General features: G+C 62.7%; 13 protein-coding genes and 1 riboswitch. Of the genes, 10 read left to right on the top strand and 3 right to left on the bottom strand.

The window, feature by feature from the left end:
* The first annotated feature begins 18 nt into the window (after positions 1–18).
* The 9 genes from E0L37_RS03165 to uca all read left to right on the top strand — a co-directional run bounded on the left by E0L37_RS03165 (position 19) and on the right by uca (position 9782).
* Positions 19–447 (top strand): hypothetical protein, encoded by a 429-nt coding sequence (locus tag E0L37_RS03165; RefSeq protein WP_133490358.1) that lies wholly within the window; start codon positions 19–21, stop codon positions 445–447.
* A gap of 96 nt (positions 448–543) precedes the next feature.
* Entirely contained in the window at positions 544–891 is a 348-nt protein-coding gene (locus E0L37_RS03160; RefSeq protein WP_133490357.1) for a hypothetical protein, read from the top strand.
* The gene (locus tag E0L37_RS03155) at positions 888–1658 is read left to right on the top strand and encodes a dienelactone hydrolase family protein (RefSeq protein ID WP_133490356.1); all 771 of its coding nucleotides are present in this window, start codon (positions 888–890) and stop codon (positions 1656–1658) included. Before E0L37_RS03160 ends, E0L37_RS03155 begins: the two co-directional genes overlap by 4 nt.
* Positions 1659–1854: 196 nt before the next feature.
* Positions 1855–1954: riboswitch (guanidine-I (ykkC/yxkD leader) on the top strand.
* A gap of 54 nt (positions 1955–2008) precedes the next feature.
* Positions 2009–3049, top strand: a complete 1041-nt coding sequence (locus E0L37_RS03150) for a putative urea ABC transporter substrate-binding protein (RefSeq protein WP_133490355.1) — start codon at positions 2009–2011, stop codon at positions 3047–3049.
* A gap of 39 nt (positions 3050–3088) precedes the next feature.
* Entirely contained in the window at positions 3089–3904 is an 816-nt protein-coding gene (locus E0L37_RS03145; RefSeq protein ID WP_133490354.1) for an ABC transporter permease, read from the top strand.
* A 19-nt stretch (positions 3905–3923) separates the two neighbouring features.
* Positions 3924–4706, top strand: coding sequence for an ABC transporter ATP-binding protein (locus tag E0L37_RS03140; RefSeq protein ID WP_133490353.1), 783 nt, complete (start codon positions 3924–3926; stop codon positions 4704–4706).
* A 37-nt stretch (positions 4707–4743) separates the two neighbouring features.
* The gene (locus tag E0L37_RS03135; RefSeq protein WP_133490352.1) at positions 4744–5460 is read left to right on the top strand and encodes an urea amidolyase associated protein UAAP1; all 717 of its coding nucleotides are present in this window, start codon (positions 4744–4746) and stop codon (positions 5458–5460) included.
* Positions 5461–5469: 9 nt separating this feature from the next.
* Positions 5470–6108 carry an urea amidolyase associated protein UAAP2 gene (locus E0L37_RS03130; protein WP_133490351.1) on the top strand — a complete coding sequence of 213 codons (639 nt, stop codon included), beginning with the start codon at positions 5470–5472 and terminating at the stop codon, positions 6106–6108.
* Positions 6109–6191: 83 nt separating this feature from the next.
* The gene (gene uca, locus E0L37_RS03125) at positions 6192–9782 is read left to right on the top strand and encodes an urea carboxylase (protein ID WP_133490350.1); all 3591 of its coding nucleotides are present in this window, start codon (positions 6192–6194) and stop codon (positions 9780–9782) included.
* A 208-nt stretch (positions 9783–9990) separates the two neighbouring features.
* Here the strand turns inward: uca and E0L37_RS03120 are convergent, their stop codons facing one another.
* On the bottom strand, positions 9991–10767 hold the full coding sequence (locus E0L37_RS03120; protein WP_133490349.1) for an SDR family NAD(P)-dependent oxidoreductase: 777 nt from the start codon (positions 10765–10767) through the stop codon (positions 9991–9993).
* 76 nt (positions 10768–10843) lie between these two features.
* Entirely contained in the window at positions 10844–12643 is a 1800-nt protein-coding gene (locus E0L37_RS03115; RefSeq protein WP_133490348.1) for an NAD(P)/FAD-dependent oxidoreductase, read from the bottom strand.
* A 350-nt stretch (positions 12644–12993) separates the two neighbouring features.
* Here E0L37_RS03115 and E0L37_RS03110 point away from each other — a divergent pair, with 350 nt between their 5' ends.
* Entirely contained in the window at positions 12994–14949 is a 1956-nt protein-coding gene (locus tag E0L37_RS03110; protein WP_133490347.1) for a sigma-54-dependent Fis family transcriptional regulator, read from the top strand.
* A 383-nt stretch (positions 14950–15332) separates the two neighbouring features.
* On the opposite strand, the gene E0L37_RS03105 is transcribed toward E0L37_RS03110, so the two are convergent.
* Entirely contained in the window at positions 15333–16577 is a 1245-nt protein-coding gene (locus tag E0L37_RS03105) for a phenylacetate--CoA ligase family protein (RefSeq protein ID WP_133490346.1), read from the bottom strand.
* Between the last annotated feature and the right edge of the window lie 53 nt (positions 16578–16630).

The raw sequence follows: 16630 nt of genomic DNA, 5'->3' as shown, positions 1-16630 counted from the left end.
GGATTTGCGGAGACACGCATGATTACTTACCTCTATTGGGTCCTGGTTGCGATCCTGATTTTTCTCAGCCTGTTCCTGGTCGGCGCCCGCATGGGCAAGTGGAAGCCGGCGGTGATTCTGGCGGTGCTGGTGTGGCTGGCGGGCACCGTGTTGTATTACTTCTGGCTTGAGCAGATCTTCGTCAAGCGGCTGGGCGGCACCATGACACTGAGCGTACCGGCGGGGCAGCAGCACATCGCCGCCACCTGGAAAGGCGATAACCTGTGGATCGAGAATTACGACCCGGAAACCAACCGCTGCATTTTCCGTGAATACTCCCGTGGCAATCTGCTGGAGGGTCAGGTGGTGATTGAAAACTGTCACCCCCTACGTGCCGGTGGCAGCACCGGCAACAGTGGCGCCGAGGACAGCACCACTATTCCCAAACGCCCACGAACCGCGCTTTAACCCGGAAAATGCGCCACCAGCGATCTTCGCCGGTGGCCTTCCCGTCGCCGCGCTGCTATCTTTGAAGGTCGTCCACGCCGATGATTCGCCTTCCCCATGAAAGTGCGTACCACCAAGGAACAGCAGCGCGAGCGACTGCGCCGGGATATGGAGCGTTTTCTGTCCCGGGGCGGGAGTATCCAGCGCGTGCCGCCCGGCACCAGCGGAGAGCCTTCTCACGGTGCCCGGCCGTTATCCCCGTTCAGTCACACCCCCAAGCCTCAACGCACCGATTTGTCACGGCTGGCCGCCACCATCGACGCCCGCAAGCATAAGCCCAAGGTCCGCCGCGCCCGATCCGCCGCGCCGCGCCGCCGGCTGATCCATGACGACTTCGGTGAGCCTTTACGCTGGGTCTGGGAAGACGCCACCACCGCCGACACCCCGGACAAGGAGAACTCATGACCCGCCTGATCGCACTGAGCCTGCTGCTGCTCGGTTCCCTGGCCCAGGCCGACATCATTGAACAGAAAGTGAACCTCCCCGGCGGCGTCGGCACTGGCGTGCTGTACATGGACGAGGATCAGGAACGGCTCACCGCCGGGGTCATCGTGGTCCACGAATGGTGGGGCCTGAACAACTACATCCGCAACCGGAGCCGGCAACTGGCCGCGGAAGGTTATGTGGCGCTGGCCGTTGACATGTACAACGAAAAAGTGGCGCAGCACCCCAAGGACGCCAAGGCGTTCATGGAGCAGGCGCTGGCCGACCCGGAAAAGATGACCGCCCGCTTCAACGCCGCCAAGACGCTGCTGCGCAAAATGCAGTACGTGGATGATCAGCGGGTTTACGCGGTGGGCTACTGTTTCGGCGGCGGCGTGGTGCTGGAGCAGGCCCGCAAAGGCAATGATCTGGCCGGCGTGGCCAGTTTCCATGGCACCCTGGCGACACAGAATCCGGCCGGCCCCGGCGACATCAAGGCGCGCATTCTGGTGGCCACCGGGCAAGCCGACCCCATGGTGCCACCGGAGCAGGTCTCGGCACTGGTGGAGGAATTGAACAACGCCGGCGCGGAATACCAGTTGCTCAGCTTCCCCGACGCCAAACACGGCTTCACCAATCCCGAGGCGGACCAGTTTGGTCAGCGTTTCGACATGCCCCTGGCCTACGACGCCGAAGCCGACCGCGAGAGCTGGCGGGCCCTGACGGAGTTTCTCGATAGCACTCCATGACGCCCCTGAATGCACCACCTTCGGGCATGGCGCACCAAACCAGCGCCATGCCCGGCCCATCCGCAAGCCCTCCGCACCGTTTTTTTCCCACGATCCCCCGCAATCCCTGGCCTGCACCGATTTGGCACCGCTCTTGCTGGTATACCGGCATGAGGAATCGAATGGCCGGTGGCCATCCACACTCGACAATTTGCTTCCAATAGACCGCTAGGGTTCCGATCGGCACCGCCGATGCCTGGTCCGAGAGCAGTCGACCTTCGCTGAAGGTTACACGGCGGGACAAAAGCCCGGGAGGACACGATGACACCTGTCATTGGATTCCTCTTCGTCCGTAACCCAGGAGGTCCGACATGACCCGTTTGCTCACCACCGTCTGCACCACCGCCCTGCTCGCGCTGACACTGACTTCACCGGCCCAGGCCCGGGACAGCTTCAAGGTTTGCTGGTCCATCTACGTGGGCTGGTTGCCGTGGGACTACGGCGCCGCCGAAGGCATCGTCGATAAGTGGGCGGACAAGTACGACATTGATATCGATGTGGTTCAGATCAACGATTACGTCGAGTCCATCAACCAGTACACCGCCGGCCAGTTCGACGGCTGCACCATGACCAACATGGACGCCCTGACCATTCCCGCCGCCGGCGGTGTCGACAGCACCGCCCTCATCGTTGGTGACTTCTCCAACGGCAACGATGGCATCGTGTTAAAAGACGCCGACACGCTCGAGGCCATCAACGGCCGCCGCGTCAATCTGGTGGAACTGTCCGTGTCCCACTATCTACTGGCCCGGGCACTGGACAGCGTCGGGCTCAGCGAGCGCGATATCACCGTGGTCAATACCGCCGACGCCGATCTGGTGTCCGCCTTCAATACCCCCGACGTGACCGCCCTGGCCACCTGGAATCCGTTGCTGGGCACCATTAAGGAATCCCCCGAGGCCAACCTGGTGTTCGATTCATCCCGCATTCCCGGCGAGATCATCGATCTGATGGTGGTGAACACCGAGACCCTCAAAGCCAACCCCGCCCTGGGCAAGGCACTCACCGGCGCCTGGTACGAAATCATGGGGCACCTGGATGACAGCGGCTTCCGTCAGCATCTGGCCAATATCGCCGCCACCGACCTGGACGGTCTGCAAACGCAGCTCGACGCCACCCGCCTGTTCGACCAAGCCGAAGACGCGGTGGCCTTCACCAACAGCCCGGCGTTGAAGGAGACCATGCAGAAAGTGGCGGAATTCTCCTTTGACCACGGTCTGCTCGGCGAAGGCGCTCCGGATGCCGGTTTCGTTGGCGTGGAAACCCCCGCCGGCGTCTACGGCAACAGCGGCAACGTCAAACTGCGCTTCGACCCGACCTATATGACCATGGCCGCCGAGGGTGAGCTGTAACCGCGCCCCCGCGCTTCGTCACCGCCCACAGGAGTCGCCATGAAGAAGTTGATCAACCGGCACCCCGGACCGGTCGCCACCTGGGCGCTGGGGCTGCTGCCCTTCGCCCTGCTGCTGGTGGTGTACCTGCTGGCTTCCGATGCCCGCCTGGAAGCCAACCCCAACGACAAGCTGCTGCCGTCGTTCAGCGCCATGGGCGACGCCATTCAGCGCATGGCATTCGAACCCAGCAAGCGCAGCGGTGAATACCTGTTGTGGGCGGATACCCTGGCCAGTCTCACCCGTCTGGCCATCGGCGTCGGCATCAGCGCCTTGATGGGGCTGATCTTCGGCATTGTCACCGGCACCCTGCCCTATGCCCGCGCGGGCCTGTCTCCGCTGATCACCGGGCTGTCGCTGGTGCCGCCGATGGCGATCCTGCCGATCCTGTTCATTCTGTTCGGGCTCGGCGAACTGGCCAAGGTGATGCTGATCATCATCGGTATTACGCCTTTTCTGATTCGCGACTTGCAGCAAAGAGCCCGGGAGATCCCAGCCGAGCAGGTGATCAAGATGCAGACGCTCGGCGCCAACACCTGGCAGATCATCCTGCGCCTGGTGTGGCCGCAGATCATGCCGCGTCTGATCAGTGCCGTGCGCTTGTCATTGGGCTCGGCGTGGCTGTTCCTGATCGCCGCCGAAGCCATCGCCGCCACCGAAGGGCTGGGTTATCGCATCTTCCTGGTACGCCGCTACCTGTCCATGGACGTGATCCTGCCCTACGTACTCTGGATCACCCTGCTGGCGTTCGCCATCGACTTCCTGCTGGCCCGCTATTCCCGCTGGCGTTACCCCTGGTTCCACGGCAGCCACTGAGCAAAGCGAGGAGAAGCCCATGGCTATCATCGAAATGAACAATCTGTGGAAAGAGTACGGCGACCAAGTGGTGCTGGAGCGCCTCGACGCGGAAGTGCAGGAAGGCGAATTCGTCACTCTTGTGGGCGCCTCCGGCTGCGGCAAAACCACCTTTCTGAAGATGCTGCTCGGCACCGAATCGCCCAGCCGGGGGGAGCTGCTGCTGGACGGCGCGCCGATCCCGGATCAGCCGGACGAGACCCGCGGCATCGTGTTCCAACGTTATTCGGTGCTGCCGCATCTGAGCGCGCTGGAAAACGTCATGCTGGCCGACGAGCTGCACCGCCACAAACTCATCGGCCGCGCCTTCGGCGGCAAACGCAAAGCCTTGAAGGACGCCGCCATGGCCATGCTGGAATCGGTGGGCCTGGCCCAAGCCGCCGACAAGTATCCCCACCAGTTGTCCGGCGGCATGCAACAGCGTCTGGCCATCGCCCAGGCACTGATGAAACGGCCGCGCATTTTGCTGCTGGACGAACCCTTCGGCGCGCTCGATCCCGGCATCCGCCGCGACATGCATCACTTGGTGCTGGATCTGTGGCGGCAACAGGGCCTGACCATCTTCATGGTCACCCACGATCTCGCCGAAGGCTTTTATCTCGGTACCCGGCTGTGGGTGTTCGACAAGACCCGCCTGGACCCGCAAGCCCCTGGCGCCTACGGCGCGCGCATCACCTACGACCTGCCGGTGGGAGATTGTGACAAGGGCACGCTCACCGCCATTCAGGCGCAGGCGGACGCCACCGCCCGCACCATGGCCTAGCGCCCGTTTTGATTTGGAAACGTACAAGGAGACTTTCATGACCGAACCGCTGTACCACTACACCATGCCCGGCGGCGCGCACTGGTCGTTTCGTCTGCGCCGGGGCGCGGCCCTGCGTCTCACCGACCTGGAAGGCGGCGCCAACGTCGGCATGCTGTTCTACAACCCGGAAGAAAAACTGGAGCGTTACAACGCTCCGGACACCCTCAAGGGTCAGCACACCTTCAAACTGACCCGCGGTAATTGTCTCTACTCCGACATGGGCCGGGTGTTCGCCTCCATCGTCGAGGACAGTTTCGGCTGGCACGACACCGTGTGCGGCAATCTGGACGAGACCCGTCTGCGGGAAAAGTACGGCGAGCACTCCTACCAGCAATACCGCAACGACTGGACCCTGAGCGGCCACGCCAGCTTCCTCACCGAACTGGCCAAGTACGGCCTGGGCGAACGGGACCTGGCCGCCAATCTCAATCTGTTCAGCAAAGTCACGACCGACGACAACGGACAGCTGCGTTTCGACGCCGGCGCCGCCCGCGCCGGCGCGCAAATCACCCTGCGTTTCGAAATGGACACGCTGGTGGTGATGCACACCTGCCCGCACCCGCTCAACCCCGCTCGCGACTACCCGCGCAAACCCGTGCAAGTGGAAATGCTCAGCGCGGCACCGGTGGAACAGGACGACTACTGCCTTAATTTCCGTCCGGAAAACGCCCGCGCTTTCGAAAACAACCGCCTCTATCACCTGGGCCTTTAGGAGACCATCATGATTCGGGAAAGTCAGTTGAAGCCCGCCGATGCTCATTTCCGCGACACCGTCCCCGCCGGCGATTACTTTCTTAAAGTGCTGAAGGAAGGCGAGACCCTGCGCATCCTCGATCTGGAAGGCAACCAGGCGGCGGACACGCTGTTTTTCAATGCCAAGGACACCGCCGAGCGCTACAGCGCCATGGACACCCTCCGCGAACAGGGCAACGTCTTCCTCACCGCCGGCACCGTGCTGCGTTCCAACCGCAACCGGCCGATGCTGGAAATCACCGCTGACACCTGCGGCCGCCACGATACCCTCGGCGGCGCCTGCGCCACGGAAAGCAACACCGTGCGTTACGCGCTGGAAAAACGCTGCATGCACGCCTGCCGGGACAGCTGGATGCGGGCCGTTAACGAAAATGAGGAATACGGACTGAGTAAGCGCGACATCACCCACAACATCAATTTTTTCATGAACGTACCAGTAACCGCCGACGGCGGGCTGACCTTCGCCGATGGCATTTCCGCGCCAGGCAAGTACGTGGAAATGAAGGCATTGATGGACATCACCGTGCTGATTTCCAACTGCCCTCAGCTCAATAACCCGTGCAACGGCTACAACCCCACGCCCATCGAAGTGCTGATCTGGCACTGACTATCGGAATAAGGCGCCGGGGACGACCCCGGAAGCCGGACGCTTACGGCGGGACGACCCGCCATCGCCGCAGAGCCGACATCATGTTCAAGAAGGTACTGATCGCCAACCGTGGCGCCATCGCCACCCGAATCATCCGTACCCTGAAAACCCTGGGCGTCACCAGCGTCGCGGTCTACGCCGACGCGGACGCCGATTCCCGCCACGTGAGCCTGGCCGACGAAGCGTATTATCTGGGGGAAGGCAGCGCCGCCAGTACCTATCTGGACCAGGACAAACTACTGGCATTGATGGCCGAGCGTCAGGTGGACGCGGTGCATCCCGGCTATGGTTTTCTCAGTGAGAACCCGGATTTCGTCGAGCGTTGCGAAGCCCAAGGCATCGCCTTTATCGGCCCCACCCCGGAACAGATGCGGGACTTCGGCCTCAAACACACCGCCCGCCAGCTGGCGGAAGACAATCAGGTGCCGCTGCTGCCGGGCACCGGTCTGCTGACCGATCCGGAACAGGCGCTGGCCGCCGCCACCGGCATCGGCTATCCGGTGATGTTGAAAAGCACGGCCGGCGGCGGTGGTATCGGCATGCAGATTTGCCACGATGCCGAATCGCTGCGCAAAGCCTGGGACACGGTACGCCGGCTCAGCGCCAACAACTTCGCCAACGATGGCGTGTTCCTGGAAAAATACATTGAGCGTGCCCGCCACATCGAAGTGCAGGTGTTCGGCGATGGAAAAGGCCAGGCGGTGACGCTCGGCGAGCGTGACTGCTCCGCCCAGCGCCGCCATCAAAAAGTGGTGGAGGAAACCCCGGCGCCCAATCTTCCCGAAGCGGTTCGGCGCACTTTGCACGACACCGCACGGCGTCTGATGGCGGCGGTGCATTACCGCAACGCCGGCACCGTGGAATTCATTCTCGACCAGGACAGCAACCGCTTTTACTTCCTGGAGGTGAATACCCGTCTGCAGGTGGAGCACGGCGTCACCGAGCAGGTTTACGGTGTCGACCTGGTGTCCTGGATGGTGCGGCTGGCCGCCGGCGAACTGCCGCCGCTGGAACACCTGACCAGCGATCTCACGCCGCGCGGTCATTCGATCCAGGTGCGTCTCTATGCGGAGGATCCGAACAAGGATTTCCAGCCCAGTGCTGGTCTGCTGACCACCGTGCGTTTTCCTGAAGCGGACGGCCAACGGCTGCGGCTGGACCATTGGATCGAAGCGGGACTGACCGTATCCCCACTGTACGACCCGATGCTGGCCAAGGTCATCGTTCACGAGGATGATCGCGAGCGCGCTCTGGCTGCCCTGGAGCAAGCGCTCGGCGACACTCTGGTGGAAGGCATCGAAACCAACCGCGAGTATGTGCTGGCGATCCTCGCCGACCCGGCGTTTCGGCAAGGCCGCATGACCACTCGCTATCTGAACGACTTCCGCTACCAACCCGATACCCTGGATGTCCTTGCCGGCGGTACCCTGACCACCGTCCAGGATTATCCCGGGCGCGGCGGCTACTGGCCGGTGGGCGTGCCGCCGTCCGGCCCGTTCGACAGCCTCAGTTTCCGCCTCGGTAACCGGTTGCTGGGCAACGACGAGAATGCGGCCGGCCTGGAATGCACGCTCAATGGCCCGACCCTGCGCTTCAACCGCGACACCCGGATCGCGCTGACCGGCGCGGATATGGGCGCCACGCTCGACGGCGAGTCCGTGCCCCGCTACCAGGCGGTGACGGTGATCGCCGGCCAGACGCTGAAGCTGGGCAAGGTCAACGGCACCGGTGCCCGCGCTTACCTGGCCGTGGCTGGCGGCATTCAATGCGAACCCTACCTGGGCTCACGCAGCACTTTTACGCTGGGTCAGTTTGGCGGCCACGGCGGCCGTGCTCTGCGCACCGGCGATGTGTTGCATCTGAGCCCGCACAGCGCGGTCCCGCAAGCCATCGAGGTGCCACCCGCGCTGAAGCCGACGCTGTGCGATACCTGGGCATTGCGAGTCATCTACGGTCCCCATGGCGCACCGGACTTCTTCACCGACAACGACGTCGCCACCTTCTTCAGCAGCGATTGGCAGGTCCATTACAACTCCAGCCGCACCGGCATACGACTGGTGGGGCCGAAACCGGAATGGGCCCGCAGCGACGGCGGCGAGGCCGGCATGCACCCTTCCAACATCCACGATAACGCTTATGCGGTGGGTACCATTGATTTCACCGGCGATATGCCGGTGATTCTGGGCCCGGATGGTCCGTCGCTCGGTGGCTTTGTCTGTCCCGCCACGGTGATCAAAGCCGACCTGTGGAAACTGGGACAACTGAAAGCCGGGGATAAAGTCCGCTTTCAACCGGTCTCCCTGGAAGACGCCGACCGTCTGTGTGAAGAACAGGACCGCTGTCTGCAACACCTGAACGCACCCGAACTGGTGGTGAAGTCCGCCCCTGTGATCACCCCGGTACTGGACCGCCTGCCGGAGGAGGAAGCCGGTGTGGAGGTAGTCTACCGGGCCGCCGGTGACCGTTATGTGCTGGTGGAATACGGTCCACTGGAACTGGATTTGCGCCTGCGTTTCCGGGCTCACGCCCTGATGCGGTGGCTGGAGCAGCAGCGGATTGACGGCGTGCTGGAGCTGACTCCCGGCATTCGTTCCCTGCAGATTCATTTCGATCCACGGCAGCTGCCGCGCAACACCCTGTTAACGCTATTGAAGGAAGCAGAACTGTCCTTGCAGCAACAGGATGATTTGCAAGTGCCGTCACGTATCGTTCACCTGCCACTGAGCTGGGACGACGAGGCCTGCCGGCTGGCGATCCGGAAATACATGCAATCGGTGCGCAAGGACGCGCCCTGGTGCCCGAGCAACATCGAATTCATCCGCCGCATCAATGGCCTGGACAGCATCGACGAGGTCAAGCGGATTCTGTTCGAGGCCAGTTATGTGGTGATGGGGTTGGGCGATGTGTACCTGGGCGCCCCGGTGGCCACGCCTTACGATCCCCGTCACCGGCTGGTGACCACCAAATACAATCCGGCACGCACCTGGACCGCGGAAAATTCCGTCGGCATCGGCGGTTCCTATTTGTGTGTGTACGGCATGGAGGGCCCGGGTGGCTATCAATTCGTCGGCCGCACTCTGCAAATGTGGAATCGCTATCGCACCACCGAGGCCTTCACCAAACCCTGGCTGCTACGGTTCTTCGATCAGATTCGTTTCTACGAAGTCAGCGCCGACGAACTGCAACAAATCCGCCGGGACTTTCCCAAAGGCGACTACCCGCTCAAGGTGGAAGAAACCACCTTCAGCCTCAACGCTTATCAGGACTTTCTGCGGCGTAATGAAGACAGCATCGGTACCTTCACCGAGCAACGCAACCAGGCTTTCGACGAGGAACTGCAACGCTGGGTGGAAAGCGGCCAGATTCATTTCGAGTCGCAACAGGATCTGAATGGCGACGACGGCGACGGTCTGCCGGAGGGCACGCCGGTGGAATCCCCCACCGCCGGCAACATCTGGCAGCTCAACGTCGCCGAGGGCGACAGCGTGGAAGCCGGCCAGGTGGTGGCGATTCTGGAATCGATGAAAATGGAGATCGAGGTGACCGCGCCGGAGCACGGCAAGGTGCTGCGTATCGCCCGTCAGGAGGGCCAGCAGATCAATGCCGGTCAGGCCATCATGGTGCTGGGCTAATCGGATCGACTGTGCCCAGCCGGTTGGCGCTGGGCATAAGAATTCACACCGTATTCGCTGGCGAGCCAGCTTCCCACGGTGGAAGCAACGAAGCCGCTGTGGGAAGCGAGCTTGCTCGCGAATCGGCGCCTCGGCGTGTTACGTGTAGGCGCATCTGCGAATGGGGGCAACAGCGGCCCATGGACCGCGATGTCCCGCTAACAAAAAACTAGAGCGTGCAGCCCCCATCCACGGCGATGGCCTGGCCGGTGACGTGTTCGGCGCAGGCCAGGTACACCGCCAGTTGCCCCATGTCTTCCGGGGTTTGCGCCACGCCCTGGGGCAACAGCGTTTTCTGGTGGCGGGCCCAGGATGCCTCTTCGCTTTCCCCTTCTTCACGCCAGCGCCCGGCCAGGCCGTCCTCGCCACGCCACATGCCGGTACCGACGATACCCGGGCACAACGCATTCACGGTGATGCCGTCCAAAGCCACTTCCTTGGCCACCGCGTTGGTGAATCCGATCACCGCGAATTTGGACGCGGAATAATGGGACAGATCCGGGAAACCGATCTTGCCGGCGATGGACGCCACATTGATGATCCGCCCCCAACGCCGTGGCCGCATTACCCGCACCGCTGCCTGGGTGCAGAGAAAAACGCCCCTGGCGTTGACGGCCATGATGCGGTCGAAGTCCTCGGCGGTGAGTTCCTCGATGGATTGAATACTGATGATGCCGGCGTTATTGACGGCGATGTCCAGACCGCCCAGTTCCGCCTCCACCTTTTCCACCATGGCACGCACCGAGTCCGCTTCCGCCACGTTGACGGAAAGGGCCAGGCTGCGCCGGCCGGCAGCCTCGACCCTGGCGGCGGTTTCCTCGGCGATGGCCTGATCCAGATCCGCCACCGCCACGTCCGCGCCGGCCCCGGCCAACGCCAGGGCAATCCCCTGTCCGATGCCCCGGCCACCACCGGTGACCAGAGCCACTTTTCCTTTCAGTTCCATGATCGCTGTTCCTGTTCAATGAATCCCGGGATTCAGCATAGGCGGGACCGGCCCGCCCGCTGCTGACGCAAATCAATCAAGCCAGGTGATGAACTTCCTGCTGCCCATACACCGGCGTATCCAGGCCTTCCATCCGCGCTTTCAACTGCAGCGCCAGGAACTGGGAGTAGAATCGGGACTGGTGCAGATTGCCGCCATGGAACCAGAGCGACGGCTGCCGGGTGGGCTTCCACATATTGCGCAACTCGCCTTCCCAGGGGCCCGGATCCTTGGTGGTGTCCGAGCCCATGCCCCAGCATTTACCCACTTTGTCCGCTACTTCCTGGGAAATGATGCGCGCCGCCCAGCCGTTCATGGAACCGTAGCCGGTGGCGTAGACGATCAGATCCGCCGGCAGCTCGGAGCCGTCGGTAAGCGTCACCGAATGCGCGTTGATACGCTCGATGCCAACGCCGCTTTTCAACTTGATATCGCCGTTGGCCACCAGTTCGCAGGCGCCTACATCAATGTAGTAGCCGGAACCACGGCGCAGGTATTTCATGAACAGGCCGGAACCGTCATCGCCGAAGTCCAGCATGAAACCGGCCTCGCGCAGGCGGCGGTAGAAATCCGCGTCCTTTTCCGCCACCTGCTCATACACCGGGACGTGAAACTGAGGCATCACCTTGTAGGGAATGGAAGCGAAGGTCATGTCCGCCATTTCCGTGGTGATACCGTTGTTCACCGCTTCCTCGGAATACAGCGGCCCCAATACCAGATCCATCAACGTTTCCGATTTGATCACGTGGGTGGAGGAACGCTGTACCATGGTGACGTCGGCGCCATGCTCCCACAGTGCCGCGCAGATATCATGGGCCGAGTTGTTGGCACCCAGCACCACGCATTTCTTGCCGGCATAGGCTTCGCCACCCGGGTGCTTGCTGGAGTGATGCTGCTCACCCTGGAAGTCTTCCATGCCCGGAATTTCCGGCACGTTCGGCATACCGGACATACCGGTGGCCAGCACCAGCTGTCGTGGCCGCAAGGTGACGCGCTCACCATCGCGATTCACGTCCACCACCCATTCACCGGCCTGTTCGTCATAACGGGCACCGGTGCATTCAGTGGACCCCCAGTAGTTGATCTCCATGATCCGGGTGTACATCTCCAGCCAGTCGCCGATTTTGTCCTTGGGCGAAAACACCGGCCAGTGATCGGGAAACGGCAGGTACGGCATGTGGTCATACCAGACCGGATCGTGCAGACACAGGGATTTGTAGCGGTTGCGCCAGGAATCGCCAGGGCGCGGGTTCTTTTCCACCACGATGGTGGGGACATTCAATTGCCGCAGGCGCGCCGCCAGACCGATACCGCCCTGGCCGCCGCCGATAATCACACAATAAGGCTGACGGCTGTAACCCAGCTCCGCTTCCTCCTCGCGGCGCTCCTCCAGCCAGCTTTTACGGTTCTTGAACACGCCGTGACGCGCACCTTTGGGCCGCAGGGCGTTACGTTGCTCCGGATAGTCCCGCAGTTCCTTTAGCGTGGTCAGCAGAGTCCAGGCCTTGCCGTCACGCAGACGCAAGTGGCCATGGCCTCGTCCCACCGCGGTCTGGAATGTGATCCAGGCCTCCACCACACCGTTCTCCTCGCGGGCATCGCCGGCCAGGCACCAGTCGGAAGGCCGGGTGTTGGCGATGGTCGCGCCGATCATGTCGCGCAGCGCGGCGTGTCCCTCCACGGTTTTGATATTCCAGGTGAAGGAAACCAGATCGCGCCAGTAACCGTTCTGTTCGAACAGCCCGGCGGCGGCGACGGGATCATCACCGTTCAGCGTCCGCTCCCATTCACCAAGCCAGTGTTCCACTTGACGGTTCGGCGTATTTGTCGTGCTCATGATGTGCTCCTCGCATGCGTTGTTGTTGTTTGTGTTCCATCACCGGCGTCGCGGTCGATGCGAACGCCGGCACGGATGCGGGGACAAGAGCAGGAGCCGTGCCAATCTTCCCCATGGGCCGTTAATCGGTTTCAGGGCCTTGATTTAAATAAGAATTTTGCCTCGGGTAGCGGTCCTTGAACGGAGGCCTGACGCCATCACAAACGTAACGGCGCGCAACGCCCGTCGTTACAGGTGTAAAGCTCCCGGGGTGTATTTAGTACTCAAGTCGGATGGAGCCGCCGGGAGCGCGGAGCTAGTCTGAATCCCAGGCAAAAAACAGAACAACAATCCACCGCGGAGGCCCGAGAATGAGCAGCCTGCACGCGCAACAACGTCGCCACATCGACGACATCCTGCGATACGCGGGAGGCGGTTACCGTCCCACCGTGTCCCCCGGCGACGTCATGATCGCCCGCTCCTGGAAACGCTGTATCGAAGAGTACGGCCTGGACCCGGCGCGGCCCCGGCCGGCCCGCATCGTTACCCATCAAACCCTGCGGGAACATCAGGAAAGCGCCGACGAGTTTCTCAATGTGGCACGGGCCGGGGTCGAGCAGTTGTACGGCCAGATCGCCCGGCTCGGTTATGTGCTGCTGCTCACCGATCAGCGCGGCATTACCGTGCAGTTCCTTGGTGACCGCCGGCACGACCAGAGGCTGCGCCAGGCCGGGCTCTATCTTGGCGCCGACTGGAACGAGCACCACGCCGGCACCTGCGCCGTGGGCACCTGCATCCGCGAAGGCGAGGCGCTCACCTGCCATCGCCAGGACCATTTCGATGCCACCCACATCGGCCTCACCTGCACCTCGGCTCCGATCACCGATCCTCAGGGACGTCTGCTGGCGGTGCTGGATATCTCCGCTCTGGATTCCGCGCCGACACGGGACAGCCAGAACTTCGCCTTGCATTTGATCCGCCTGTACGCGCGCATGATCGAGGACGCCTACTTCCTGCGCCATTACCGCAACCATACGGTGTTCCGCTGCGACACCTCGCGGGAGCTGGTGCAGGTCAACGGCCAGTATCTGTTCGCGCTCGACGGTGATGGCCGGGTGCTGGCCGCCAACGGCGTTGGTCGGCAGTTGCTGGCCCGGACCCGCACGGACGATGGCGAGGTCACCCTGCCGGAGCTGTTTGACTGTGATGCTCGGGATATCTGGTCGATTCCCTATGCCTGCGAGGATCAGGTTCGTGCCTTCCGGGTACAGGCCCTGGGCAGTACCCTGTTCGGCAGCCTGATCGAGCCACGCCGCCCCACCCGGCCGGCCGCGCCGCAGCCACTGATGCCGGAAGAACCGGTGCCGGAACTGGACCGCCTTGCCGCCGACGATCCCGCCATGCGCCGCACTCTGAAGCTGGCCAAGCGTCTGCGGCAACGGGACGTGAGCCTGTTGATCCTGGGGGAAACCGGCACCGGCAAGGAAGTGCTGGCACGGGCCATTCATGACGCCGGGCCGCGCCGGCACAAACCGTTCGTGGCGGTGAACTGCGCCGCCATTCCTGAATCCCTGATCGAAAGCGAATTATTCGGCTACAGTCCCGGCACCTTCACTGGCGCCCGGGCCAAGGGCATGCGCGGCCTGATCCAGCAAGCCCACGGCGGCACCCTGTTTCTGGACGAAATTGGCGACATGCCATTGACGTTACAGACCCGGCTGCTAAGGGTATTGGCGGAGGGGGAAGTGCTGCCGCTGGGCTCGGAACGGCCGATATCGGTGGACTGCCGGGTGATCGCCGCCACGCACCGGGATCCGGCCAGATTGATCGCCGACGGCTCTTTTCGCGAGGATCTTTACTACCGGCTCAACGGCGCCACGCTAAGGCTGCCGGCGCTCAGGGAGCGGGCGGATAAACAGCATGTGATCGTGTCGGTGATGAGTGAGCTGGCCCGCGCCGTCGGGCAACCGCGGCTGCAGTTACGCGCGGACGCCATGAGCGCGTTGCTGGCCTGCCCGTGGCCCGGCAATATCCGCCAATTGGTGAACGCCCTGAATTTCGCCGAGGCCACTTGTGATGGCGAACAGATCACGGTGAACGATCTGCCGGAAGAATGTCTGGCCCAGGTGATCGGCCCCGGCACCACGCCGGCCACCACGGAGAATGACGACGATGGCGACCCGCAACGCGCCGGCCTGCTGTCGATCCTGAAACGCCACCACTGGATGATCAGCGCGGTGGCCCGGGAACTGGGCGTATCCCGTCCCACCGTCTACCGTCGTATGCGCAAGCACGGGCTGACGCCGCCGAATCAGCGGGACGGTTAGCCTGATAGTCGCCAAAATCAGGTTAATCAGGGTTCAGTGGGAAGTTTTTCCAACAGGGGAGTGTCGCCGGTCAGAGTCTTCCAGGGCCGTGTTTGGCCAGGGATGGCCAAACCCGAGCTTACAGGGATGTACTTGTAGCGTGTCCTGGAAGACTCTGACCGGCGACACTCTTCGAGCTCTGAAATACCCAGCTTCGAATCAACAACAGTGAAAAGAAAGGCGAACCTTTCGGCTGGCTGTGACCGAGGGTCTTGCTTGTCCCCCGAGGTGTCCATGACTGTGTGAGGCAGGACGCCGAACGCAAGCCTACAGGGACGTATTCACGGCGGGTCATGGACACCTCGGGGGACAAGCAAGACCCGGCTACGAAGCACTAAAGCCTCTCAGTCGAACTGCCGTTCGTCGGCGATCACCTTGCCGTCGTTGGGCAGGGAACCCGGTGCCACCAGTTCCACACCACCGCGCAGCTTGGTCACCACTTGCAGAGTCTCGGTGACTTTCTCGGCGAAGGCGCTATCGCTGCTGTCGCATTCCGCCGACAGCACCATGCGGTCCTGCTCGTTTTCCCGCGTCACCACCAGACGGGCCCGCTGGATTTCCGGGTGCCGCTGCATCAGCTGGTTGATCTGCTCCGGCGCCACGAACATGCCCTTGATCTTGGTACGCTGATCGGCCCGGCCCATCCAGCCTTTTATACGTGGCGCGGTGCGTCCGCACGGGCTGGCACCGGGCATGATCGCGGTCATATCACCGGTGGCGATTCGGATCATCGGGAAGCTGGCATTGCGCAGCACGGTCACCACCATCTCACCGACCTCGCCATCCGGTAACGGATCCCCGCTACCCGGCCGCACCACTTCGATGAGGACGTCCTCGTCGGCGATCAGCCCTTCGCGCGCCTCCGATTCATAGGCCACCAGGCCGAGTTCGGCGGTTCCGAAGCTCTGCGACACCTTGACGCCCTGGGCTTCCACTTCCTGGCGCAGAGCGCTGCTGAGCGGCTCGCCGCCCACCGACGCCGCCACCAGCGAACTGGTGTCCTTGCCCAGTTCACGCCCCTTGTCCAGCAGCATTTTCAGAAACGACGGCGTGCCACCATAGTAGCTCGGACGCAGTTGCTGGATGGCGTCGAGCTGGATCTCGGTGTTGCCAACGCCCGCGGGAAACACCGAACAGCCAATCGCCCGGGCGCCACTGTCCACCATCATGCCGGCGGGGGTGAGGTGATAGGAAAAGGTATTGTGCACCAGAGCACCGGGGCGCATGCCCGACGCCCACATGGCACGGCCGAAACGCCAGAAATCCGCAATCGACTCACTGGCCTCGTAAATCGGCCCGGGCGAAAGGAAAACCCGCGACAGCTCGCCCATCGGCGCCGCTTCCATGCCGCCCAATACGCCCTGGGCCTGAATCGCGGGGATATCGGACTTGCGTGTCAGCGGAATCCGGGCCAGGTCCGCCGGTCCCTGAATCCGCCCGGGTTCAATGTCAGCCAACACACCGGCCCAGTAACGGGATTGCGCCTTGGCGTGAGCCAACGCCTCGCGCAGCGCTTCCCATTGTCGTGCCGACCGCTCATCAGGCGAGCGGGTTTCACGATCATCCAGATACGCGGAATGACTACCCATGCTGTTTCTCCTGAGCACGACCGGCGCTCACCGGTCGTCACAAACTGATGAAT

Source organism: Alcanivorax sp. 24, assembly GCF_004360225.1.
Lineage (GTDB): Bacteria > Pseudomonadota > Gammaproteobacteria > Pseudomonadales > Alcanivoracaceae > Alloalcanivorax > Alloalcanivorax xiamenensis.
This window is presented reverse-complemented; position numbering and strand designations above follow the sequence as displayed.